The sequence below is a fragment of the Celeribacter arenosi genome, assembly GCF_039539485.1.
GTDB lineage: Bacteria > Pseudomonadota > Alphaproteobacteria > Rhodobacterales > Rhodobacteraceae > Celeribacter > Celeribacter arenosi.
Genome location: NZ_BAABDF010000006.1, coordinates 220,958 through 244,056, shown reverse-complemented (window position 1 = coordinate 244,056; position 23,099 = coordinate 220,958). Strand labels below are relative to the sequence as shown.

The following is a 23,099-nucleotide window of genomic DNA, read 5'->3' as shown; positions in this document are numbered from 1 at the left end:
CGGTCTGGTGATGCGTGTCGCAAGGCAAAAGTTGCCCCCTGACGCGACGCCCCCGCAAAGCCGGACGGGTGCCATCCAATGGAGACCACGAAGGCCCTGTCGGAAAAAAGTCGCCGGTTTCGCATGGCCCTGCGCGCAAAATCCGATGATCGCGGCTTGATACTCGACCAACTGTTTTACTATTGTCTGTGAAACGCTCGATTTGACCGCGCCCCATACCGGGCCGGTTTGAAAACAGAGCCAGGGAGAAGCCAAATGGCCGAAGAACGTATGACGTTCAAGGAAATGTGCGCCGCGTTCGATGTGACGCCCCGCACCCTGCGGTATTACGAGTACATTGAGCTTCTTGATCCTGAAAAAGAGGGCCGTTCCAGGTTCTACACGTCACGCGAGGTGGCGCGCATGAAGTTGATTCTGCGGGGGCGTCGCTATGGATTTTCGCTCGAGGAGATCCGCCAATGGCTGATGATTTACGAAAAGGAAGGCACGAGCGCACAGAGTGCCGCGTTCCTCGAACTCGCAGATCGTCAATTGGCCGCTCTCGAAGAGCAGAAACGCGACCTAGAGGACGCGATCAAGGAATTGCGGGAGCTGCGTGCGCAGACCGGCGCGACGGGTGGGTCCTGAACAACGCAACTTTCGACCAGATAACGACGTAACGTTCCGATCCCAATGGCAGGGAAGAACGATCACAGCCGAACCGAAAAAATGCCATGTTTTACCAGTTGGTAGCAGTTTTTCCCTAGTGTCACAGCGGTAGCCCCACGCCACAAAACACCTCGTTTTGACGGGTTTTTCGCTTTTTTCCCCTCGCTTGGGGACAGGGAATGAGGTTTTTGTCCGTAAAGATTATTTCGCCTTTACCGAGGGTAACTTTCCACAAGTTCCACGACATGGGAAATGACGCCACGTTATATGTGCTTGCCACCAGCCCTCGCTTGTAGAGTGGGTAGCGAGGTTGCACATCCGGCGTCTGTTTAATTCTGTAATCCCCTTGTCGTGGGGCAATACCAAAAACCGGACCTAGTGATATGACAACCGAAACGATGACGATCCGTGAGATGTGTGAGGCATTCGATGTAACTCCTCGCACCTTGCGGTTTTACGAAGCAAAGGAGTTGCTTTTTCCGAAACGGGAGGGACAGAAACGTCTGTTTACTCGCCGCGACCGTGCCCGCCTGACATTGATCCAGCGCGGCAAACGGTTTGGCTTCCCGCTTGAGGAAATCCGCCAGATCCTCGATCTCTACGAGTTGGAGAGCGAAAGAGCACAACTCATCGAAACGCGCAGCGCCTTTAAGCGTCGTCGTATCGAACTGGACGAACAAATACGCGCGCTCGAGGCCGTGAGGTCCGAGCTCGATGAACAAATCGAATGGGTGAACACCCAGATTGACGGAAGAGAAGAGAGCGTGAATGTCGCCTAAGGACTGAGCGCTCTCGGGAACCAAGGGAGGCCCGACATGCCCAGTTACACCGCGCCCACAAAAGACATCCAATTCGTACTCCACGACGTTCTGAACATCTCGTCCAGCGACGTTCCCGGATACAGCGATCTCGAACCTGAGTTTACCGAAGCCATTCTTGATGCGGCAGGCCAGTTGGCCAGCGAAGTGTTGGCGCCGCTGAACTTTGTGGGCGACCGCGAAGGATGCCGTCTCGAAAACGGGGTCGTCTACACCCCGACCGGCTTTAAAGGCGCCTTCGAGCAGATGAAGGAAGGCGGCTGGCCCGGCCTCGACATGCCCGAAGAATTCGGCGGTCAGGGCATGCCCTATGTCATCGGCACGGCGGTTGGAGAATTGTTCTCCTCTGCCAACCAGTCCTTCACCATGTATCAGGGTCTGACCCACGGTGCGGCCTCTGCCATTCTCGTGCACGGCACCGAGGAGCAGAAGGCGAAATATCTGCCCAAAATGGTCTCCTGCGAATGGACCGGCACCATGAACCTGACCGAACCGCATTGCGGCACGGATCTCGGGCTGATGCGCACCAAGGCCGAACCACAGGAAGACGGCTCCTACAAAATCTCCGGCCAAAAGATTTTCATCTCCGCCGGCGATCACGACATGTCCGAGAACGTCATCCACCTTGTGCTGGCGAAAATTCCCGGCGGTCCTGACGGGATCAAAGGTGTGTCGCTCTTTATCGTGCCCAAGCTGATCGTCGACGAAAACGGCAACCCCGGTGCGCGCAACGGTGTGTCTGTCGGCTCGCTCGAAGAGAAAATGGGCATCCACGGCAACTCGACCTGCGTGATGAACTATGACGAGGCGACGGGTTGGCTGCTCGGCACCGAGCACAAAGGTATGCGCGCCATGTTCACCATGATGAACGAAGCCCGCCTCGGCGTCGCGATGCAGGGCATGGCGCAGGCCTCCGCCGCCTACCAGAACGCGGTAATCTACGCCAAGGACCGTCTGCAGGGTCGCGCCGTAACCGGTGCAGCAGCGCCTGAAAAACCCGCCGATCCGCTGATCGTGCACCCCGACATCCGTCGCAACCTGATGGAGCAGAAAAGCTTCGTCGAGGGCGCGCGCGCCTTCATGCTCTGGGGCGCACAGCTCATCGATCAGTCGCACCGCGCCGATGATGCCGCAGCCGAGGGGATCATTTCCCTGATGACGCCGGTTCTCAAAGGGTTCCTGACCGACAAAGGGTTCGAGATGGCTGTGAACGCGCAGCAGGTCTTCGGCGGCCATGGCTACATCGAAGAATGGGGCATGTCGCAATTCGCCCGCGACGCGCGCATCACCCAGATCTACGAAGGCGCCAATGGCGTGCAGGCTCTCGATCTGGTGGGACGCAAACTCTCCTCGGACGGCGGCAAACACGTGATGGCGTTCTTCGAGATGGTAAAATCCTTCTGCAAAGAGAACGGCGACGGCGACATGGCCGAATTTACCGAGCCGCTCAAAGTTGCGTCCAAGGACCTTCAGTCCGCCGGTCTGTATTTCATGCAGAACGGGATGAAGAACCCCAACGCCGCGCTTTCCGGGTCCTACGATTTCATGCATCTGTTCGGCTACGTCTGCCTCGGCCTGATGTGGGGTCGCATGGCAAAGGCGTCCTTCGCCGCGCTCGCAAATGGCACGGACGATGTCGAATTCCACGAATCGAAACTGACCACTGCGCGCTTCTACATGGCACGCCAACTTCCGATGACGCGCACATTGCTCGCGCGCATCGAAAGCGGCGCCGATCCTGTGATGGCATTGGACGCCGAAAACTTCTAAACTCGCCGCGAAACCGGCAATGGCCCCCGCCCTCACCGGCGGGGGTTTTCTTTTGGCAGTGAGTGACGGAGCGTAACGATGCCGAAGCGATTCAGAATGACGCGGCGTTTTCCTGTTGCGATGACCGAAGATGGGTATCGTCGCCTCAGAAGTTTCGCGAGGGAGGCGGGACTCGACGAGGGGGAGGCGCTGTCTTTCCTGTTCGAGAATTTCACCTCCGTCATTGACCATGACAACCTTGAACACCGCCTGCGGCTGTTTAATTCGGAGATGGAGAAAAGGAAGAGATGAGAGCCGATGCGCGCATTTCTGAGACCCCCTTTTTCTATGACCGCAACGTGGCAGGAGTGAACGCGTTATGACCGTTGATCTTTATTGCTTTGGTGAATCGGGACACTCCTACAAGGCCGCTTTGACATTGACGCTCGCGGGGATCGACTGGCGCGTGCGCTATGTGGATTTCTTCGCAGGCGAGGCGCGCACCCCCGAGTTTCGCACCATCAATCCGATGGGCGAATGCCCGGTCTATGTCGACGGCGATCTGACCCTGACGCAATCAGGTGTCATTCTCGACCACATCGCGCGCCAGACCGGCTCTTTTGGTGGCGAGACCGATGAGGAACGGCGCGAAGTCCTGCGGTGGCTTTTGTGGGACAACCACAAAATGTCCAGTCAGGTCGGCGTTCTGCGGTTCCTGATGAATTTCCTGCCCGAAGACAAACGCCCGCAAGAGGTCATCGCCTTTCTGCAGGGCCGCGCAAAAGCCGCGCTTGCCGTGCTGGATGGCGAACTGGCCAACCGCACATGGATCGCTGGCGGCGCAGGCCCCACGATCGCCGACTTTTCTTGCTGCTCTTACCTGTTTTACCCCGAACCCTTCGGCTTTGACCGTGGGGATTGGACGCACATTGACCGCTGGCTCTCGGATATTGAGGCCTTGGACGGTTGGAAACACCCCTATGACTTGATGCCGCGCGCCTATCGCGCGACGGCCTGAGGAGGATACGATGACGGAAGCCTATATTTATGACGCGCTGCGCAGTCCACGCGGCAAGGGCCGCAAAGACGGCTCCCTGCACGAAGTTACAAGCGCGCGCTTGTCGAGCCAGATGCTCGACGCGGTCAAGGATCGCAACGGCCTTGAAGGTCACGCGGTCGAGGATGTGATCTGGGGCAACGTCACGCAGGTTGGGGAACAGGGCGGCTGTCTGGCGCGTACGGCGGTTCTCGCTTCCTCGCTCGACCAACGCATTCCCGGTCTCGCGATCAACCGTTTCTGCGCCTCTGGCATGGAGGCTGTGAACCTCGCGGCCAATCAGGTCAAAGGTGGCGCAGGCTCTGCCTATATCGCCGGTGGTGTTGAGATGATGGGCCGCGTTGCGATGGGGTCGGATGGGGCCGCGATTGCTGTGGATCCGTCAATTGCCATGGCAACCTATTTTGTGCCCCAAGGCATTTCCGCCGACATTATCGCGACCGAATACGGGTTTTCGCGCGACGATGCAGATGCGTTGGCCGTGGAGAGCCAGAACCGCGCCGCCGCCGCATGGGCCGACAACCGGTTCGAAAAGTCGATCGTCGCCGTCAAAGACATCAATGGCCTGACCATCCTCGATCGTGACGAATACATGCGTCCGGGCACCGATATGCAATCGCTCGGCGCCCTCAAAGCGTCGTTCAAGGACATGGGCGAAACCATGCCCGGTTTCGACAAGATCGCGATGATGAAATACCCCCATCTTCAGAAGATCGAACACATCCACCATGCGGGCAACTCCTCGGGCATCGTTGATGGTGCTGCGGCCGTGTTGATCGGCAACAAGGAATTCGGCGAAAAATGGGGCCTTAAACCCCGCGCACGCATTCGCGCAACCGCCAAAATCGGCACCGACCCGACGATCATGCTGACCGGACCGGTTCCGGTGACCGAAAAGATCCTCAAAGACAGCGGCATGTCGATCTCCGACATCGACCTCTTTGAGGTGAACGAGGCCTTCGCATCGGTCGTTCTGCGTTTCATGCAGGCATTCGATGTCGATGCCTCGAAGGTCAACGTGAACGGTGGCTCGATTGCCATGGGGCACCCGCTCGGCGCGACCGGCGCGATCATCATCGGCACCCTGCTCGATGAATTGGAGCGCACCGGCAAAGGCACAGGTCTGGCAACCCTGTGCATCGCCTCCGGCATGGGCGCCGCCACAATCATCGAGCGGCTGTAGATCATGGACCGCGGGGAATTCCAGTCAATCGTCGATGGGCTAACCGTTGCCTATATGACCAATGATTATGACACGTATCGGGGCAACTTTGCGCTGCCTTTGATGCTTGTCGCGCCCGGCGGTCTGGTCGAAGTCGGCACCGAAGATGCCGTCCGCGAGATGTTTGACAACTATTGCGAAGGTATCGAACTCCACTCGATCGATAACACCATTCGTCTCGTCGTGAGTTTCGATGACTGTCTGGATGGGACCTATCTTTCGACCGTGGAGACGCATTTTTTCAGCGGCGGCCAACGGATTGCCGAACCGCACCGTTCGGCCTTTCTCGTGCGCGACACAGAGGACGGCCCCCGCATTATCTCAATTATGGGCACCCGCAATCCGCAGGAAGCGATCGCAATTGCCCCGACCGTAAAGGGAGAACAAACATGACCGATTTCACGATGGAAATCGACGGCGACGGCGTGGCCGTCATCACGTGGGACGTGCCCGAGAAAAGCATGAACGTGCTCTCGCTCGCAGGCATCGCGGCGCTCGACGACTGTATTGACCGCGCGCTTGGGGATGAGGCCGTCAAAGGTATCGTCATCACCTCCGCAAAGGCAGATTTCGCAGGCGGCATGGACCTCAATATCATCGCCCGCATGAAAGAGGATGCAGGCGACGAACCTGCACGCGGCCTGATGGACGGGCTGATGAAGATGCACGCCATCCTGCGCAAGATCGAGCGCGCCGGCATGGACCCGAAGACCAACAAAGGCGGCAAACCCGTCGCCTGCGCGATGCCCGGCACAGGGCTTGGCATCGGGTTGGAAATCCCACTGGCCACGCATCGCATCTTTGTGGCGGACAATCCAAAGGCCAAAATCGGTCTGCCGGAAATCAAGGTCGGCATCTTCCCCGGCATGGGTGGCACCACGCGCATCTCGCGTCTCGTTGGCGCGATGGCGGCGGCTCCGATCCTGCTGGAAGGCAAAATGTTCGACCCCGCTGGCGCAAAACGGGCCCAATTGGTCCACGAAGTCGTGCCCGCAGACGAGTTGCTCACCAAAGCCAAAGAGTGGGTTCTCGCGGCGACGGACGCGGATATCGTCAAACCATGGGACGTGAAGGGTTGGAAAATGCCCGGCGGCGCGCCCTACCATCCGGCGGGTTTCATGACCTTTGTCGGCGCTTCGGCAATGGTGGCGGGCAATACCTATGGCGTCTATCCAGCGGCCAAGGCGCTCCTGTCGGCGATCTACGAAGGCGCGATGGTGCCCTTTGACACGGCGATCAAAATCGAAGCGCGTTGGTTCACCAATGTGCTGATGAACCCGTCGTCGTCGAACATGATCCGCTCGCTCTTCATCAACAAGGAAGCGCTCGAAAAAGGCGCGAACCGTCCCGATGTCGCAGACCAGAAAGTCACCAAAGTCGGCGTCCTTGGCGCAGGCATGATGGGGGCAGGCATCGCCTATGTTTCCGCGAACGCAGGCATCGAAGTCGTTCTGATCGACCAGAAACAGGAAGCCGCCGACAAAGGCAAAGCCTACGCCGAGGGCATTCTCGACAAAGGCATGGCCCGCAAAAAAGTGACGGCGCAGAAAAAAGACGACGTGCTCGCGCGCATCAGCGCGACCACCGACCTTGATGCCCTCAAAGGCTGCGATCTGATCGTCGAGGCCGTTTTCGAGGACATGGGCGTCAAAGCCGAAATGACCAAGAAAGTCGAAGCAATCGTGGGCGAGGACTGCATCTTTGCCTCCAACACCTCGACCCTGCCGATCACCGAACTGGCGAAAGCCTCGGCGCGTCCGGACAAATTCATCGGCATCCACTTCTTCTCGCCGGTCGACAAAATGTTGCTGGTCGAGATCATCAAAGGCGCAAAGACCGGTGACGTTGCCGTTGCAAAATCGCTCGATTTTGTGCGCCAGATCCGCAAGACGCCGATCGTGGTGAACGACGCGCGCTTCTTCTATGCCAACCGCTGCATCATCCCCTACATCAACGAAGGCATCCGCATGGCCGCCGAGGGCGTGTCCCTGCCGTTGATCGAAAACGCCGCGAAACTGGTGGGGATGCCTTTGGGCCCGCTGCAACTCGTGGACGAAACCTCCATCGATCTGGGCGTGAAAATCGCCAAGGCGACGAAGGCCGCGATGGGCGATGCCTATCCGGATGAGGCCGTCGATGAGGTCGTGTTCTGGATGGCCGATCAGGGTCGTATGGGCCGCAAAGCCAATGCGGGCTTTTATGACTACGATGAGAAAGGCAAACGTGGCCTTCTTTGGGACGGCTTCCTCGGAGAGTTCCCCGAAGCCGACGTTCAGCCCGAGCTCGACGAAGTCCAGCAGCGCCTGTTGATGGCGCAGGTCCTCGAAGCGGTTCGCGCACTCGAAGACGGCGTTCTTACCGACATCCGCGAAGGCGACGTCGGCGCGATCCTCGGCTGGGGCTTTGCGCCTTGGTCCGGTGGCCCGTTCTCATGGCTCGACATCATCGGCGCGCCGAAAGCCGTCGAGATTTGCGACAACCTGACCGCAACCCATGGCCCCCGTTTCGCGACCCCGAAATTGCTCAAAGACATGGCGGCGAGCGGTGAGACCTTCTATGGCCGTTTTGGCACAGGAGCGGACGCCAAGGCCGCATAAGCCGCAAGCTTGCGAAAACTCGATAGCCGCGCGTTCCCACGGGATGCGCGGCTTTTTCATGGGCGCGGGGTCAGCCCGCTTTCGGCGCGTCCGTGCACCATTTCACCTCGTCGCCGTCCACACGGACCCAATGGGCGTCATGCACCTCGGCATGCACAATGATGCGCCCCGGCTCAGCCGACACAGGGGCCGCAATCATATTCAAAAACAGGGCGAGGGCTTCGACAGTCAAACACATGGGGCAACTCCGGTCTGGTTACGGGTCGCCGCCTTGCGCGCCATCCAAAGGCAAGACGACCCTGAAAGGGTAACCCGATTTTGCTGCGCTCCCGTTAACAAAACCGCGATCTCAGCGTGCGTTGCAGGTCTGCGCCACGAAATCCGGCGCGAAATTGGGGGCGTTTCGCGGATAAAACCGCCCGCTGCGTCGTTGTCGCCGCCTGTGAACCAAGTTAAGCTGATGCACGTTAAACAAGCATAAGAGCAGCCCCGCGCATGACCGCGCTGACCGATTATGACCGGCTCGAAGCCTCGGCGCTCTGGCGTCCCGAAGGAAGCACCCAACGGCGCGAAGTGATCGTGTCGGTTGGCGAAGCTACGCTCACAATCTCCGATCTCAATGACAATCCCCTGTCGCATTGGTCGCTTCCTGCGATTGAACGGGTCAACGGGACCAACGAACAGCGCGCGATCTATCGCCCTGGGTCGGACACGGATGAACGCCTCGAAACCGAAGACTCTACGATGATCGACGCCATTGCCCGCGTGCATCGCGCCATTGATCGCAGCCGCCCGCGACCCGGTCGATTGCGCGGCGCGGTAGCGGCATCGGTTGCTTTGGCGGTGTTCGTGCTGGGTGTTTTCTGGTTGCCGAACGCGCTCATCCGTCAGGCCGTTCAAATCGTCCCCCCCGTGACCCGCGCCGAAATCGGGGATCAACTCTTTGCGCGGATCCAACGTCTCTCTGGCCAACCCTGCGACACGGTCCACGGTGCGCGCGCCTTGGCGCGGTTGCGAAATCGTCTGGGCGAAACCGGACGACTTGTGGTCCTCTCCAGTGGCGTCGCGGTGAGCCAACACTTGCCCGGCGGAACAATTCTTTTGAACCGGTCCTTGGTGGAGGATTTCGAGGACCCCGCGGTGGTTGGTGGCTATATCCTCGCCGAACGCGCCCGCGCCAGTGAAACCGATCCCCTTGAAGCGCTTTTGCGCGGTGCGGGCCTCCTCACATCGCTGAAGCTACTCACGACCGGACGTGTGCCGGAGGCGGAACTGGATGCGCATGCGGAACATTTGTTGACCGCGCCCTTGGTCGAGCCGGACACAGAGGACCTCATCACCCGCTTTGCCCGCGCAGAAGTCAGTGCAACGCCCTATGCCTATGCGATCGACCTAACCGGCACCACGACCCTGCCGTTGATCGAAGCGGAGGGTGTGCGGATCGAAAACACCCGCCCCGTTTTGTCTGACAGTGATTGGGTGGCTCTACAGGGGATTTGCGGGGCCTGAAAAAAAGAAGTCCCCCGCCGGTCAGCGGGGGCCTCTTTTTTTGCCTCGTTAACTCAACGCTACTTTCGAGCGAATGCGTCCTCATATCCTGCACGGCGCAATTCACCGAGCGCGGATAGGGTTCGTTCGGGCCGATCAAATGGACCGGCCAAAACGATTTTCAGCGCCGCATTTCCACGATTAAGCATCTGGGAAGACACGGGCAAACCAAGCGCCGCGAGGCGTTGGATAGAGCGTTCCGCATTATCGGGAACGCCAAAGGCACCAATCTGCACATAGCGCAAATCGGCATCTATTTCGGCAATGTATGGCGCGTCGGCATCCTCGGGCGAACCTTTGATGGCGCGTCGCACCAAAGTCTCTTCCTGCGTCACAAAACGCGTCCCGTCGGCGCGGCGGGCCGTTGAGCCGGCAGGCAACCATATCAACTCATAGGTCCCGGGCGTGGCCGTATGCGCCGCGCAGGTGAGCACGGTGCCGCCAGAATTCACACGACATCCCGGCTCAATGACCGTCTGTCCGCCGAGAGTTTGCGGCGTTGCGCGAAAACCCTGCGCGGTCGTCACAGGGACGCTGTGCGTGTCTTTCTGCGTCAGACGCGGAACCGAAGTCTTCTGGATCACGGGCGCAGTTTGGCCCGCGTCCGTGGAGGGGTGGAGGCTAGGCGTTTGCCCGCACAGGGGGGTGTGCTGGGGCGTCATGAGAGGCACCCATTTCACAGCCCCATTAAACCCCGCGCGCACAAAGGCACAGCCTTTGCTATCCACAAATTTTGAACCCGAAAAACCAACGGGCGGTTGCTCGGCAGGGGACCCTGTCGACGCCTGTGCAATACCTGTCCCCAACAAGAGACCGGCCGCTACCAGTAGAAGAAATGTTTTGCCAAATGGCCTCATCATGTGCCCCCACACAAAATGTTGCAGTGACACTAGACCAGATGTTTGAATCTGGAAAGGACGATTTGACTACTTGGTTCCAAACATCCTGTCGCCCGCATCCCCGAGCCCTGGCACGATGTAGCCATGCTCGTTGAGACGCTCATCCACGGCCGCCGTGACGATTGGCACATCGGGATGCGCTTCCTCCATCCGCTTTACCCCTTCGGGCGCGGCCAGCAGGCACAGAAAACGGATGTTGGTCGCACCGGCCGCTTTCAACAGGTCAATCGCAGCCACGGAGGAATTTCCGGTGGCGAGCATGGGATCAACTGCGATCACCAGTCGGTCATCCAGAGACTCCGGCACTTTGAAATAATACTGCACCGGCTGCAGGGTTTCTTCGTCGCGATAGAGTCCGACAAACCCCACGCGCGCCGATGGGATGAGTTCGAGAATTCCGTCCATCAACCCGTTGCCCGCCCGCAAAATGGAAATCAGCGCGAGCTTTTTGCCGTCCAGCGTTGGTGCTTCCATGGGCTGGATCGGCGTCTCGATGGTCTTCGTTGTCATGTCGAGTTCCCTCGTGACCTCATAGGCCAGCAGGAGCGAAATTTCCCTCAGGAGCTGTCGGAAGGACGCCGTCGAGGTGTTTTTGTCGCGCATGATCGACAGTTTGTGCTGGACGAGCGGGTGTTTAACGATGGTCAGATGGTCGAGCATGGCAGTTCCTTAGATAAAGCTTATTCCCGGTCCGCGCGGGGCAATGGCGAGATGGGTCGCGACGGAGGCCGCAATATCGGCAAAGGCAACACGACCGATATCGCGCCGCCCGAGGCCGTATCCCACAACCGGCACCAATTCACGAGTGTGATCTGTTCCGGTCCACGTCGGGTCATTGCCGTGGTCTGCGGTAAAGAGGATCAAATCGCCGTCCCGCGCGCGCTCCAGCAGGCGCGGGATCTGGCTGTCGAACCATTCGAGGTGGCGCGCGTAGCCCGACACGTCACGGCGGTGGCCATAGAGGCTGTCGAATTCGACGAAATTGGCAAAGGTCAGGCTGCCGTCGCCCGCCTCATCCATCACATCGCACAGGTGATCGAACAGAGTGCGATCGTCACCTTTGCGCACCTCGTCAATGCCCTGCATCGAAAAGATGTCTCCGATTTTCCCGACGGCGTGCACCTGCCCACCGGCGTCCTTGACCCAGTCGCACAGCGTTGGTGACGGCGGGGCGATGGCGTAGTCGCGTCGATGCGTGGTGCGGGTGAACCCCTCCTTCGCGGACCCGACGAACGGGCGCGCGATCACACGGCCAACCTTCATGGCGTGCAATTCGGGGGCAATGTCGACACAGAGTTTCAGTAGACGATCGAGGCCAAAATGTTCTTCATGCGCGGCGATCTGAAACACGCTGTCGGCAGAGGTGTAGAGGATCGGCCAACCGGTCTCACAATGTTTTTCGCCCCATTCTTCGAGAATTGTCGTACCCGACCCATGACAATTGGCGAGCGTCCCATCACTCCCGCACAGGCTGGCCACGCGCGCCATGAGGTCGGCAGGGAATGCGGGGTCTGTCGTGGGGAAATAGGTCCAATCCCACGGCACAGGCACGCCGGCGATTTCCCAATGACCGGACGGGGTGTCCTTACCCGGTGAGATTTCCGCGGCCACGCCGTAAAGGCCATCCGCCTCTCCGGACAGTCCCGGCGCGAGGTCGTCGGTGGCCAGCGCGACCGCCGCCCCGAGGCCCATTTTGGTGAGGTTTGGCAGGCGTAAGGAACCGGACCGCCCCTCCTCCGCGCGACCCTCCGCACAGGCCTGCGCGATATGGGCCAATGTATTGGCACCTGTGTCCGGCACCGAGCCGTTGAAGAACGATCCCGCATCGGGCGCGCCGCCCAAACCAACAGAATCCATAACGATGAGAAACGCGCGGCTCATGGTGCGATCCGTTCATATATCAAAGGCAACTCGTCGGGCTGCGATGTGGCCAACTTGATGGCCGCGATGATTTCCTGTTCGGCGCGGTCCGCCGCCTCCGGCGTAGCTGCATGAACGGTTGCAATGTGGTCGCCCTGCGCAATTCGATCCCCCAGCATCACGCAATCGGAAATTCCAACCGCCGGATCAATACGCTCTCCACCTTTGAGCCGCCCGCCACCCAATCCGACCACCGTCATGCCGAGCGCATGACCATCCATCGCCGACACAAACCCGTCCGAGGGCGACGCGATTTCACGCATGACGGGCGCAGACGCCAACCGGTCCGGCCAGTGGTCCACAAAGTCTTTTGGCCCCCCGAGCGCTGCAATCATCGCCCCAAACCGTTCTGCGGCGTGACCTTCAAGGATCACGTCGCGCATCTCGAAGGCGGCAATATCCACATCCTCGGCCTGCCCCGACAGCACGAGCAATTCGCCGCCCAAAGCACAGGTCACATCGACGAGATTGTTGTCCACGCGCCCGTCAGTCAGCGCCTCCATCACCACCATCAATTCCAGCGCATTCCCCAAAGACGGACACAGCGGCTGGTTCATATCGGTGATGAGCGCGGAGGTCCGGCATCCTGCAGCATTGGATGTCGACACGAGGCTTTTTGCCAATGCGACGGCGTCTTCGCGGGTGTGCATGAAGGCGCCCGATCCACATTTGACGTCAAGTACGAGCGCGTCGAGCCCCGCTGCGAGTTTTTTGGACAAAATCGACGCGGTGATCAGGTCGATACTTTCGACCGTCCCCGTCACATCGCGCACCGCATAGAGCCGTTTGTCCGCAGGCGCGATGGATCCGGTGGCCGAGACAATGGCACAGCCGACCTGCTGCACGATCTCGCGGAACCGGTCTTCGCTGACCTCCGTGGTCAAACCGGGGATAGCCTCGAGTTTGTCGAGGGTGCCGCCCGTGTGCCCCAACCCCCTGCCCGAGACCATGGGCACATGGGCGCCCATCGCGGCCAAGGCGGGCGCGAGCAAAAGGGAGACACAGTCGCCCACCCCGCCCGTTGAGTGTTTGTCGATCGCGGGTCCGGTGGCCTCCCACGACATGGTTGTTCCGCTGTCGCGCATGGCCAGCGTCAATGCCACCCGCTCAGCCTCGGCCATACCGTTTAGCAATGCCGCCATCGCAAAGGCACCGGCCTGCGCATCCGACACAGTTCCATCCGCAAGTCCTGCCGCGAACCAACGCAGCTCGTCTTGGGTAAGGGTCACCTTGTCGCGAAGTTTTTCAATGATTGCACGGGCTTCCATGGCGTCAGTCCATGAACTCGGTAGAAAACGCACCCGGCAAGAGTTGGTCGAGCGTCATGGTCAGCGTCACGCCGGAACGCGAAATCATGGTGACCGGCACGTCTGCCCCCCCGAATTCACGCAGTTTTTGACGGCACCCGCCACAGGGGGGCGTGGGATCGGCGCTCGACCCGATCACGGCGACTTCGGCGATTTTAACCTGTCCAGCCGCGATCATCGCCGCGATGGCACCGGCCTCGGCGCAGGTTCCTTCGGGGTAGGCCGCGTTTTCGACATTAACGCCGGTGAACACCTCACCAGACGGTGTGCGGATCGCGGCGCCGACTTTAAAATTCGAATAGGGGGCGTAGGCTTTGTCCTGAATGGCTTTCGCCGCGTCGATCAGGGTTTCATCGGGGGCAAAAGGGGAGGACATGGACATATGGGGCCTTTTCTTGACTATGTGGTCAAGATTGCGCCCAGCCCCGGGAAAGTGCAAGCCTGAAGGCCGCACTATGCCCCGCGAAGGCCGACGTGCAAGCGCAGTTGCCGTATGTTTGCGCTAAACTCGGGGCGCGCGCGCAATTCTCTCTTGCCGTGTGACGTCGCGTCGTCATATGGCCTAGGCAACGAAGGCCGACACGAGATAGTTTAGCCTTAAACCATTTTGGAGGACACCAATGGCCCAGGACACCAGAGACGAAGCCCTCAGGCTCGCAGCCCTGCATTACCATGAGTTCCCCAAGCCCGGTAAACTCGAAATTCGCGCCACCAAGCCAATGGCAAACGGTCGCGACCTCGCGCGTGCCTATTCGCCCGGCGTCGCCGAAGCCTGCCTCGAAATCAAAAATGACCCTGCAACCGCGAGCCGGTACACCGCGCGCGGCAACCTTGTGGCGGTGGTTACCAATGGCACGGCCGTTCTGGGTCTCGGCAACATTGGCGCTGCGGCCTCCAAGCCCGTGATGGAAGGCAAAGCCGTCCTGTTCAAGAAATTCGCGAACATCGACTGTTTTGACATCGAGGTAAACGAAAGCGACCCCGAAAAGCTGGCCGATATCGTATGCTCCCTGGAGCCCACTTTTGGTGCGATCAACCTCGAAGACATCAAGGCGCCCGATTGTTTTATCGTTGAACAAATCTGTCGCGAACGCATGGGCATCCCCGTGTTCCACGATGACCAACACGGCACGGCGATCGTCGTAGGCGCGGCTGCGACCAACGCCCTGCAGGTCAACGGCAAAAAGTTTGAAGACATCAAGGTCGTTTCCACCGGCGGCGGCGCTGCGGGCATTGCCTGCCTCAACATGTTGCTCAAACTGGGGCTCAAGCGCGAAAACGTCTGGCTCTGCGACATCCACGGTCTCGTCTATGAAGGCCGCGAAGAGGACATGAACCCTCAAAAGGCGGCCTACGCGCAAAAGACCGACCTTCGCACGCTCGACGATGTGATCAAGGGCGCCGACATGTTTCTCGGCCTGTCCGGACCCGGCGTTCTGACCCCTGAGATGGTCAAAAAGATGGCCCGCCAACCGATCGTCTTCGCACTCGCCAACCCGACGCCAGAGATCATGCCCGACGCGGTGAAAAAGGCCGCGCCTGACGCCATCATCGCCACCGGTCGCAGCGATTATCCCAATCAGGTCAATAACGTCCTGTGCTTCCCGTTTATCTTCCGTGGTGCTCTCGATGTGGGTGCGACCGAGATCAATGACGAGATGCAGATCGCCTGCATCGAAGGGATCGCCGCACTCGCGCGCGCCACGACCAGTGCCGAAGTTTCCGCCGCCTACCAAGACGAACGCATGACCTTTGGCGCGGACTACCTGATCCCCAAACCCTTTGATCCGCGCCTTATGGGCGTCGTTGCGACCGCCGTTGCGCGGGCCGCAATGGATAGCGGCTGTGCGACCCGTCCTGTCGCCGATTTGCTCGCCTACAAAGAGCACCTTGATGGGTCCGTCTTTAAATCCGCTCTCATCATGCGCCCTGTCTTTATGGCCGCCGCGCAGGCCGAGCGGCGCATTGTCTTTGCAGAAGGCGAAGATGATCGTGTCCTGCACGCAGCGCGCGCAATGATTGAGGAAACCACCGATAAACCGATCCTGATCGGCCGTCCGGAAGTCATCGCCATGCGCGCAGAAAGAGCAGGGCTGAAAATTCGCCCCGGCGTCGATTTCGAGATCGTGAATCCCGAAAGCGATAGCCGCTACAAACAGTATTGGCAGTCCTATCACAAACTTATGGAACGGCGCGGAGTCACCCCCGACCTCGCAAAGGCCATCATGCGCACCAACACGACCGCCATCGGCGCGATTATGGTGCATGAAGACCACGCAGACAGTGTGATTTGCGGGACCTTCGGGCAGTATCTGTGGCACCTGAACTACCTCAACCAGATCCTCGGCACAGAGCAACTCAAACCCATGGGCGCCCTGTCCCTCATGATCCTTGAGGATGGCCCCCTGTTCGTGGCCGACACCCATGTCCACACAGAACCCACGCCTGCACAGATCGCTGAGACAGTGATCGCGACGGCGCGCCATATTCGTCGGTTCGGGTTGGAGCCCAACATCGCGCTCTGTTCGCATTCGGAATTCGGCAACCTCGACTGCATGACGGGCAAACACATGCGCGAAGCCATCGCCATCCTTGACAGGATTCCGCGCGATTTCGCCTATGAGGGCGAGATGCACATCGACTCCGCGCTCAACCCCGAACTGCGCGCACGCAACTTCCCCAGCACGCGACTGGAAGGGCCGGCAAACGCGCTGGTGTTTGCGATTGCAGATGCGGCTTCCGGTGTGCGCAACATCCTGAAAATGAAGGGCGGCGGGTTGGAAGTCGGCCCGATCCTGATGGGTATGGGCAACCGCGCGCATGTGGTGACGCCTTCCATCACGGCACGGGGGCTGCTCAACATGTCGGCGATCGCTGGCACGCCGGTCGCGCATTACTCATAGGACCGCGAACTGCAAATTTTGCAAACAGACTCGCTACACAGATTTGCAACATTTCCATCAACACGGGCAGGCACATTTGCTAACAAGGCACCAAGTAGGGAGTCTTGCACGGGCGTGCTTGCGCTATCGGTGACACAGGGGCGGCGTTGGGAGGCCTGCTCCGGTCATAAAACGGTGGACTTCGACGCCCCTGAGACCTGACAAATACCACGGATCGAGGAGGAGAGATCATGGGTTACGCTGACGTCTACGGTGCGTGGAAAACAGATCCAGAGGCGTTCTGGATGAAGGCTGCGGAGGAAATCCACTGGTTCAAAGAACCGTCAAAAGCGCTCTTTGACGACAAAGCCCCGATCTATGAATGGTTCGCCGACGGCCTCACCAATACCTGCTACAACGCCGTGGATCGCCACGTTGAGAACGGACGCGGCGAACAGACCGCAATCATCTATGACAGCCCGATAACCCACACGAAACGCACGATTTCCTATGTCGAACTGCGCAACCGTGTCGCCACGCTCGCAGGTGCCTTGCGCGCCAAGGGTGTGGGAAAAGGCGACCGTGTCATCATCTACATGCCGATGATCCCGGAAGCGCTCGAAGCGATGCTGGCCTGCGCACGCCTCGGCGCCGTCCATTCGGTGGTATTCGGCGGATTCGCGGCCCATGAGTTGGCCGTGCGGATCGACGATGCGACCCCGAAGGCCATCATCGCCGCCTCCTGCGGGTTGGAACCCAACCGCGTCGTTCACTACAAACCGCTGCTCGACAGCGCGATTGACCAAGCCACCCACAAACCCGATTTCTGCGTGATCTATCAGCGCGAACAGGAAGTCGCCCAGCTCATCGAAGGTCGCGATGTGAATTGGCACGGGTTCCAATACGGTGTCGAACCCGCCGACTGTGTCCCTGTCGAGGGCAACCACCCCGCCTACATTCTCTACACTTCCGGCACCACCGGCGCGCCCAAGGGGGTGATCCGGCACACCGGCGGACAACTCGTGGCGCTGAACTGGACGATGAAGAACATCTACAATGTGGACCCGGGCGACGTGTTCTGGGCGGCTTCCGACGTGGGCTGGGTCGTGGGTCACAGCTACATCGTCTATGGCCCCCTCATCCACGGCAACACCACAATCGTGTTCGAAGGCAAACCGGTCGGCACCCCCGATCCCGGCACCTTCTGGCGAGTGATCGAAGAGCACAACGTAAAGGTGCTGTTCACCGCCCCGACTGCGTTCCGCGCCATTAAACGCGAGGACCCGACCGGCGAATACGTCAAGAAATATGACCTCAGCGGATTGCAGACGCTGTTTTTGGCGGGCGAACGCGCCGATCCGGACACCATTAAATGGGCGCAGGCGATGCTCGACAAACCTGTGATCGACCACTGGTGGCAGACCGAAACCGGTTGGGCCATCGCGGGCAACCCGCTCGGGATCGAAGCGCTGCCGGTCAAGATCGGGTCGCCTTCCGTCGCTATGCCGGGCTATGACATCCACATTCTCGACGAGGCCGGGCACGAGGTCGCACCGGGCGAATTGGGGGCAATTGCGCTCAAACTACCGCTGCCTCCGGGAACCCTGCCCACGTTGTGGAACGCGGAAGACCGGTTCAAAAAGTCCTACCTCACCCAATTCCCCGGCTATTACGAAACCGGCGATGCGGGAATGAAGGACGAAGACGGCTATGTCTACATCATGGCGCGCACGGATGACGTGATCAACGTCGCGGGCCACCGCCTGTCGACCGGCGGCATGGAAGAGGTTCTGGCCTCCCATCCCGATGTTGCGGAGTGTGCTGTGATCGGCGTCGCGGACGCGCTCAAAGGTCAGGCGCCGTTGGGGTTTTTGTGTCTCAATGCAGGCTGTGACCGCCCGCACGCCGAAATCGCCAAGGAATGCGTGACGCTCGTGCGGCAGGAAATCGGTCCGGTGGCCGCCTTTAAGCTCGCCTGCGTTGTCGACCGCCTGCCCAAGACGCGGTCGGGCAAAATTCTACGCGCGACCATGGTGAAAATCGCGGATAGCGAGCCCTTCAAAATGCCTGCGACGATCGACGATCCGGAAATCCTTGATGAAATCCGGACCGCCCTGCAGGGGCTCGGCTTCGCAAACTGATAAAATCTTAATAAGTTTGCCGTTTGATTTCCTGATCGATTGATTAACAATTCCTTAACTAGCAAGCGTTGATGAACGCATCCAATGCGGGTGCGTTCATTTTGCGTTGTCCGGTTTGTCGGAAAGTAAGAGGTTCAGGATGATACACGCCTACGCGCGCAACAGCACCGCAATGGTCGCAGACACGCCCCGATGCTGTGCAACCGCGCAACACGTCGTTAACCAAATCACCGCCACCACGACCCTCAGGCATTGATACGACCATTTCCTTTCGACACAATCATTTGATATTTTAAGTACTTATTTGAGATTTTAATGACCGAAACACTTAGCCCCACAGCCCCCATCCTCATCATCGAGAGCCCGAACAACCCATTTTCAGAAGGCGCGCGGTCATGGCATGCCCAAGGCGAGATGGTCGTCTTTGCCCCCTTTGAAGACGCTGTGTCATCCGCCACTGAGCTGTCACCCATTGTAACCTGTGTCGACCTGTCGTCCCCTTCGCCCGAGGTCACGCTTGACCTCATCGCGCGCGTGAAGACGCATGCACCCCGCACGAATGTTTTTATCTGCGCGCATTTTCTGGACGCCGAACACATCCCCGCGGCCACGAATGCAGGGGCGAGCGAGTACTTCTTTATACCCCCGCCATTTGATCGCCTTTCCAAAGCGCTACGGTGTGTGCGCCGCGGCAGCGAGCCCAACAGTTTCGCCGCCAATCCGTTCAAAGGCATGACACTCGCCCAAATCGAACGAACAGCCGTGCAGGCGGCCATCGAAGACGCTAGGGGATCGATTCCAAAAGCCGCGCGTGCGCTGAACGTGTCGCCCTCCACACTCTATCGCAAACTCGAAAGCTGGGGTGAGCCGCCGCGGAGTCGCAAACGACAGTGAACGAATTTAGGTGAATTGCTCGCGCAGGAGCCGTTCTTCCAAACCATGACCGGGGTCGAAAAGAATGCGGTGATTGACCGTCGAATCCGACGCGATTTCGACCCAGAGGACATTGCCTGCGGATCGTGAATCCGCATCGGCCATCACGGGCCTCTTTTCCGGCTCCAGCGTATCAAAGCGCACGGTCACGTTTTTGGGCAAAAGCGCCCCACGCCACCGACGGGGTCGGAACGCGGCCATTGCGGTGAGGGTCAGAACCTCCGAGCCGATCGGCAGAATAGGACCACGGGCCGAGTAGTTATAGGCCGTCGACCCCGCCGGTGTCGCCACCAGCGCCCCGTCGCAGACCAGTTCATCCATGCGAACCTTGCCATCAATCGACACGCGCAGTTTTGCCGCCTGCGGCCCTGCGCGCAGCAATGACACCTCGTTGATCGCCAAGGCACGCCGTTCCTCGCCGTCCACACCGCCCGCAACCATCCGCAGCGGGTTGATGACGGCTTCTTCGGCGTCACGCAGCCGCGCGATCAGGCCGTCTTCCTGAAATTCGTTCATCAGGAACCCGACAGAGCCGCAATTCATTCCGTAGACCGGCGTATCGAGGTCCATGGTCCCGTGCAGCGTTTGCAACATGAACCCGTCCCCGCCAAGGGCGACGATGATGTCCGCGTCTGCCAGCGGCACAGGTGCATAGCGCGCTTCGAGGCGTTCGAGCGCCCTTTGGGCAACCTGCGTTTCGCTGGCGACAATCGCGAATTTTACCATGACCGCTTCCGTTCTATGGGTGCCCGTCGAAAGATTTTTTCACAGGCCGCCCTCCTGCCTAGCAAATGCCCCACCCAATTTCACGCGGTTTCATGAATGGGTCGGGATCGCCGCGAAAGGCGTGTCGGGCATGCATCGCAGGTGCTCCATTGCGCTTTGATGCGATGTTCATCTTCATTATGCACGCAATACGCCTTTTCCATTTGTGACAGGTTGGCTAAGAGGTCGGCGACCTTCCCCGCTGCCAAGGAGAGATGCCAATGACTTCTAACGTCCGCGACGCAGGCTTTTTCACCGAAAAGCTGTCCAGCCGTGATCCCGAACTATTTTCCGCCATGACCGACGAACTCGGCCGCCAACGCGACGAGATCGAACTGATCGCCTCCGAAAACATCGTCTCGGCCGCCGTCATGGAAGCCCAAGGGTCGGTGCTGACCAACAAATACGCCGAAGGCTACCCGGGGCGGCGCTACTACGGTGGTTGTCAGTATGTGGACATCGCCGAGAACCTCGCACGTGATCGCGCGAAAGAACTCTTTGGCTGCAAATACGCCAACGTACAGCCCAACTCGGGCTCTCAGGCCAACCAGGGCGTGTTTACAGCGCTCCTGCAGCCTGGTGACACCATCCTCGGCATGTCTCTGGACGCCGGTGGTCACCTCACCCACGGGGCCAAGCCGAACCAGTCGGGCAAATGGTTCAACGCGATCCAGTATGGCGTACGCCAGCAGGACCAGCGCATCGACTATGATGCCGTGCAGGAACTGGCCCTCGAACATAAACCCAAACTCATCATCGCGGGTGGGTCCGCCATCCCGCGTCAGGTGGACTTTGCGAAATTCCGCGAGATCGCCGATAGCGTCGGCGCCTACCTGATGGTGGACATGGCCCACTTCGCCGGTCTCGTCGCCGGTGGCCAGCACCCCTCGCCCTTCCCCCATGCAGATGTGGTCACCACGACGACGCATAAAACCCTGCGCGGCCCGCGTGGCGGGATGATTCTGACCAATGACGTCGAGATCGCGAAAAAGGTGAACTCGGCCATCTTCCCCGGTATTCAGGGTGGCCCGCTGATGCATGTGATCGCGGCGAAAGCCGTGGCCTTTGGCGAAGCCCTGCGCCCCGAATTCAAAAGCTACGCCGCGCAGGTGATCGAGAACGCCCAAGCGCTCGCCGATCAGTTGATGAAGGGCGGTCTCGACATCGTGACCGGCGGCACGGACACCCACGTCCTGCTCGTTGACCTGCGCCCCAAGGGCGTCAAAGGCAACGCGACCGAGAACGCATTGGGCCGCGCGCATATCACCTGCAACAAGAACGGCATCCCCTTTGACCCCGAGCCGCCGATGGTCACATCGGGCGTCCGTCTGGGCACACCTGCGGGCACGACCCGTGGTTTTGGCGTGGCCGAATTCCGTCAGATCGCGGACTGGATTGTGGAGGTTGTTGACGGACTCGCAGCCAATGGCGAGGACGGAAATGGCGAGGTTGAAGCCAAGGTAAAAGCCGAAGTCGAGGCCCTGTGCGCGCGCTTCCCGCTCTACCCCGACCTTTGATCACGGATTGCTTCAGTTGACCGTAACGGCGTCGGGTTCCATCCCGGCGCCGTTTTTTCGAAATCGTGCCTAAATAACCACAAATAAACGATTTTTTTCAGGAATAGGCGCTAAGTCGCCTCACGAATTTGCCTGCGTCGGCCAAAACGCGCCTGTGCCAAAATAATGATGCGATTCCCCCTTTGCCTGCGCCGCGTAAGGCTTATGTGAAGCGCAGTGTAAGTCTGAATTCTTCAGAGTAAAAAGGGTACCCCTATGAAAACACTTAACCTCACTCTCGCAATGATTGCGGGCCTTTCCGTTGGATCCGCTGCATTCGCACAGACCGCCTTTGATGGCACTGACACCGCGACTGACCGCAACGAAGATTTGCGCGAAGCGATCGACGATGATTTTGACACAGCTCCCGAAGCTGTGGGCAACGAAGGCCGCAAACTCGGCTTCTCCGGCTCCGTCGCACTGCGTGCAAGCGCTGCGTCCGGCAACGCCGACACAGTCGACCTCGGCGTTGGCGCTGAAATGGCGTACTTTGACGGCACCAACGGTTACTCGCTGGAAGTCAACTACGACTACGCAGAAGACAGCGGCGCTGCGACCGAAGAGAGCCTGTTCTTCGACGCCCAGTACACCCGTGACTTCAACCCACGCTTCTACGGCTTTGCCAAAGTGCAGGGTACAGTTGACGCGTTCTCTTCCTATGAGAGCGACTACTTCGTAGGCGTCGGTGCTGGTTACCGCGTATTCGACAACGCGAAAACACGTTGGACTGTACAGGGTGGCCCCGGCTACCGCGTAGCGTCCCTCACAGACGTTGTGGACGGCGAATTTGACGAAGCAGCATTCGCGCTTTCGTCCAACTACCGCCAGCAGCTCTCCGAGACTGTGTACTTCATCAACGATACCGACATCATCACTTCCGAAAGCGATACATCGGTCATCAACGATCTGGGCCTGACTGTTGCGGTTGCCAACAACCTCGCAATCAAAACCAGCATCCAGACCGAGTTCCACACGGATCCTCTCGATGGGTATGAAGACACCGACAACACCTTTGGTGTGTCGCTGGTCTACAACTACTAATCTGATTTGATTGGTA

21 protein-coding genes are annotated in these 23,099 nt (G+C 59.4%); 14 read left to right on the top strand and 7 right to left on the bottom strand.

Annotation, left to right across the window (positions count from 1 at the left end; all coding sequences use genetic code 11):
* Positions 1-255 precede the first annotated feature (255 nt).
* The 8 genes from ABD815_RS07085 to ABD815_RS07050 all read left to right on the top strand — a co-directional run bounded on the left by ABD815_RS07085 (position 256) and on the right by ABD815_RS07050 (position 8,091).
* A complete protein-coding gene (locus ABD815_RS07085; protein WP_344845584.1) occupies positions 256-627 on the top strand; it encodes a MerR family transcriptional regulator in 372 nt (123 codons plus the stop codon).
* Between the two features lie 404 nt (positions 628-1,031).
* Positions 1,032-1,427, top strand: a complete 396-nt coding sequence (locus ABD815_RS07080; protein WP_344845582.1) for a MerR family transcriptional regulator — start codon at positions 1,032-1,034, stop codon at positions 1,425-1,427.
* Positions 1,428-1,463: 36 nt separating this feature from the next.
* Positions 1,464-3,236: an acyl-CoA dehydrogenase C-terminal domain-containing protein gene (locus ABD815_RS07075; protein ID WP_344845579.1), complete on the top strand. Its 1,773-nt coding sequence runs from the start codon at positions 1,464-1,466 to the stop codon at positions 3,234-3,236.
* Positions 3,237-3,314: 78 nt separating this feature from the next.
* Positions 3,315-3,527 carry a hypothetical protein gene (locus tag ABD815_RS07070; protein WP_344845575.1) on the top strand — a complete coding sequence of 71 codons (213 nt, stop codon included), beginning with the start codon at positions 3,315-3,317 and terminating at the stop codon, positions 3,525-3,527.
* 67 nt (positions 3,528-3,594) lie between these two features.
* Entirely contained in the window at positions 3,595-4,233 is a 639-nt protein-coding gene (locus ABD815_RS07065; protein WP_344845572.1) for a glutathione S-transferase family protein, read from the top strand.
* Between the two features lie 10 nt (positions 4,234-4,243).
* On the top strand, positions 4,244-5,455 hold the full coding sequence (locus ABD815_RS07060; RefSeq protein WP_344845570.1) for an acetyl-CoA C-acetyltransferase: 1,212 nt from the start codon (positions 4,244-4,246) through the stop codon (positions 5,453-5,455).
* A gap of 3 nt (positions 5,456-5,458) precedes the next feature.
* Complete coding sequence (locus ABD815_RS07055) at positions 5,459-5,887, top strand: hypothetical protein (protein WP_344845567.1); 429 nt, start codon at positions 5,459-5,461, stop codon at positions 5,885-5,887.
* Positions 5,884-8,091, top strand: coding sequence for a 3-hydroxyacyl-CoA dehydrogenase NAD-binding domain-containing protein (locus ABD815_RS07050; protein WP_344845564.1), 2,208 nt, complete (start codon positions 5,884-5,886; stop codon positions 8,089-8,091). Before ABD815_RS07055 ends, ABD815_RS07050 begins: the two co-directional genes overlap by 4 nt.
* 70 nt (positions 8,092-8,161) lie before the next feature.
* On the opposite strand, the gene ABD815_RS07045 is transcribed toward ABD815_RS07050, so the two are convergent.
* Positions 8,162-8,329: a hypothetical protein gene (locus ABD815_RS07045; protein ID WP_344845561.1), complete on the bottom strand. Its 168-nt coding sequence runs from the start codon at positions 8,327-8,329 to the stop codon at positions 8,162-8,164.
* A 257-nt stretch (positions 8,330-8,586) separates the two neighbouring features.
* Here ABD815_RS07045 and ABD815_RS07040 point away from each other — a divergent pair, with 257 nt between their 5' ends.
* Positions 8,587-9,600, top strand: coding sequence for a M48 family metalloprotease (locus tag ABD815_RS07040; protein WP_344845558.1), 1,014 nt, complete (start codon positions 8,587-8,589; stop codon positions 9,598-9,600).
* Between the two features lie 59 nt (positions 9,601-9,659).
* Here ABD815_RS07040 and ABD815_RS07035 read toward each other — a convergent pair whose 3' ends face one another.
* The 5 genes from ABD815_RS07035 to cdd all read right to left on the bottom strand — a co-directional run bounded on the left by ABD815_RS07035 (position 9,660) and on the right by cdd (position 14,141).
* A complete protein-coding gene (locus ABD815_RS07035) occupies positions 9,660-10,301 on the bottom strand; it encodes an SPOR domain-containing protein (protein ID WP_344845555.1) in 642 nt (213 codons plus the stop codon).
* A 264-nt stretch (positions 10,302-10,565) separates the two neighbouring features.
* A complete protein-coding gene (upp, locus tag ABD815_RS07030; RefSeq protein WP_344845551.1) occupies positions 10,566-11,198 on the bottom strand; it encodes a uracil phosphoribosyltransferase in 633 nt (210 codons plus the stop codon).
* A gap of 9 nt (positions 11,199-11,207) precedes the next feature.
* A complete protein-coding gene (locus ABD815_RS07025) occupies positions 11,208-12,419 on the bottom strand; it encodes a phosphopentomutase (protein ID WP_344845548.1) in 1,212 nt (403 codons plus the stop codon).
* A complete protein-coding gene (locus tag ABD815_RS07020) occupies positions 12,416-13,726 on the bottom strand; it encodes a thymidine phosphorylase (RefSeq protein WP_344845545.1) in 1,311 nt (436 codons plus the stop codon). The genes ABD815_RS07025 and ABD815_RS07020 overlap by 4 nt, the downstream gene beginning before the upstream one ends.
* 4 nt (positions 13,727-13,730) lie before the next feature.
* Positions 13,731-14,141, bottom strand: coding sequence for a cytidine deaminase (gene cdd, locus ABD815_RS07015; RefSeq protein ID WP_344845542.1), 411 nt, complete (start codon positions 14,139-14,141; stop codon positions 13,731-13,733).
* Between the two features lie 244 nt (positions 14,142-14,385).
* On the opposite strand from cdd, the gene ABD815_RS07010 reads away from it, so the two are divergent.
* From ABD815_RS07010 to ABD815_RS07000, 3 genes are all read left to right on the top strand, one after another.
* The gene (locus tag ABD815_RS07010) at positions 14,386-16,668 is read left to right on the top strand and encodes an NADP-dependent malic enzyme (RefSeq protein ID WP_344845538.1); all 2,283 of its coding nucleotides are present in this window, start codon (positions 14,386-14,388) and stop codon (positions 16,666-16,668) included.
* Positions 16,669-16,898: 230 nt separating this feature from the next.
* Positions 16,899-18,788 carry a propionate-CoA ligase PrpE gene (gene prpE / locus ABD815_RS07005; protein WP_344845534.1) on the top strand — a complete coding sequence of 630 codons (1,890 nt, stop codon included), beginning with the start codon at positions 16,899-16,901 and terminating at the stop codon, positions 18,786-18,788.
* A gap of 315 nt (positions 18,789-19,103) precedes the next feature.
* Positions 19,104-19,682, top strand: coding sequence for a helix-turn-helix domain-containing protein (locus ABD815_RS07000; protein ID WP_344845531.1), 579 nt, complete (start codon positions 19,104-19,106; stop codon positions 19,680-19,682).
* 6 nt (positions 19,683-19,688) lie between these two features.
* Here ABD815_RS07000 and ABD815_RS06995 read toward each other — a convergent pair whose 3' ends face one another.
* Positions 19,689-20,447 carry an NAD kinase gene (locus ABD815_RS06995; RefSeq protein ID WP_344845528.1) on the bottom strand — a complete coding sequence of 253 codons (759 nt, stop codon included), beginning with the start codon at positions 20,445-20,447 and terminating at the stop codon, positions 19,689-19,691.
* A 260-nt stretch (positions 20,448-20,707) separates the two neighbouring features.
* Here ABD815_RS06995 and glyA point away from each other — a divergent pair, with 260 nt between their 5' ends.
* Positions 20,708-22,003 (top strand): serine hydroxymethyltransferase, encoded by a 1,296-nt coding sequence (gene glyA / locus ABD815_RS06990; protein ID WP_344845526.1) that lies wholly within the window; start codon positions 20,708-20,710, stop codon positions 22,001-22,003.
* 255 nt (positions 22,004-22,258) lie between these two features.
* The gene (locus tag ABD815_RS06985; protein WP_344845523.1) at positions 22,259-23,083 is read left to right on the top strand and encodes a DUF481 domain-containing protein; all 825 of its coding nucleotides are present in this window, start codon (positions 22,259-22,261) and stop codon (positions 23,081-23,083) included.
* Positions 23,084-23,099 lie beyond the last annotated feature (16 nt).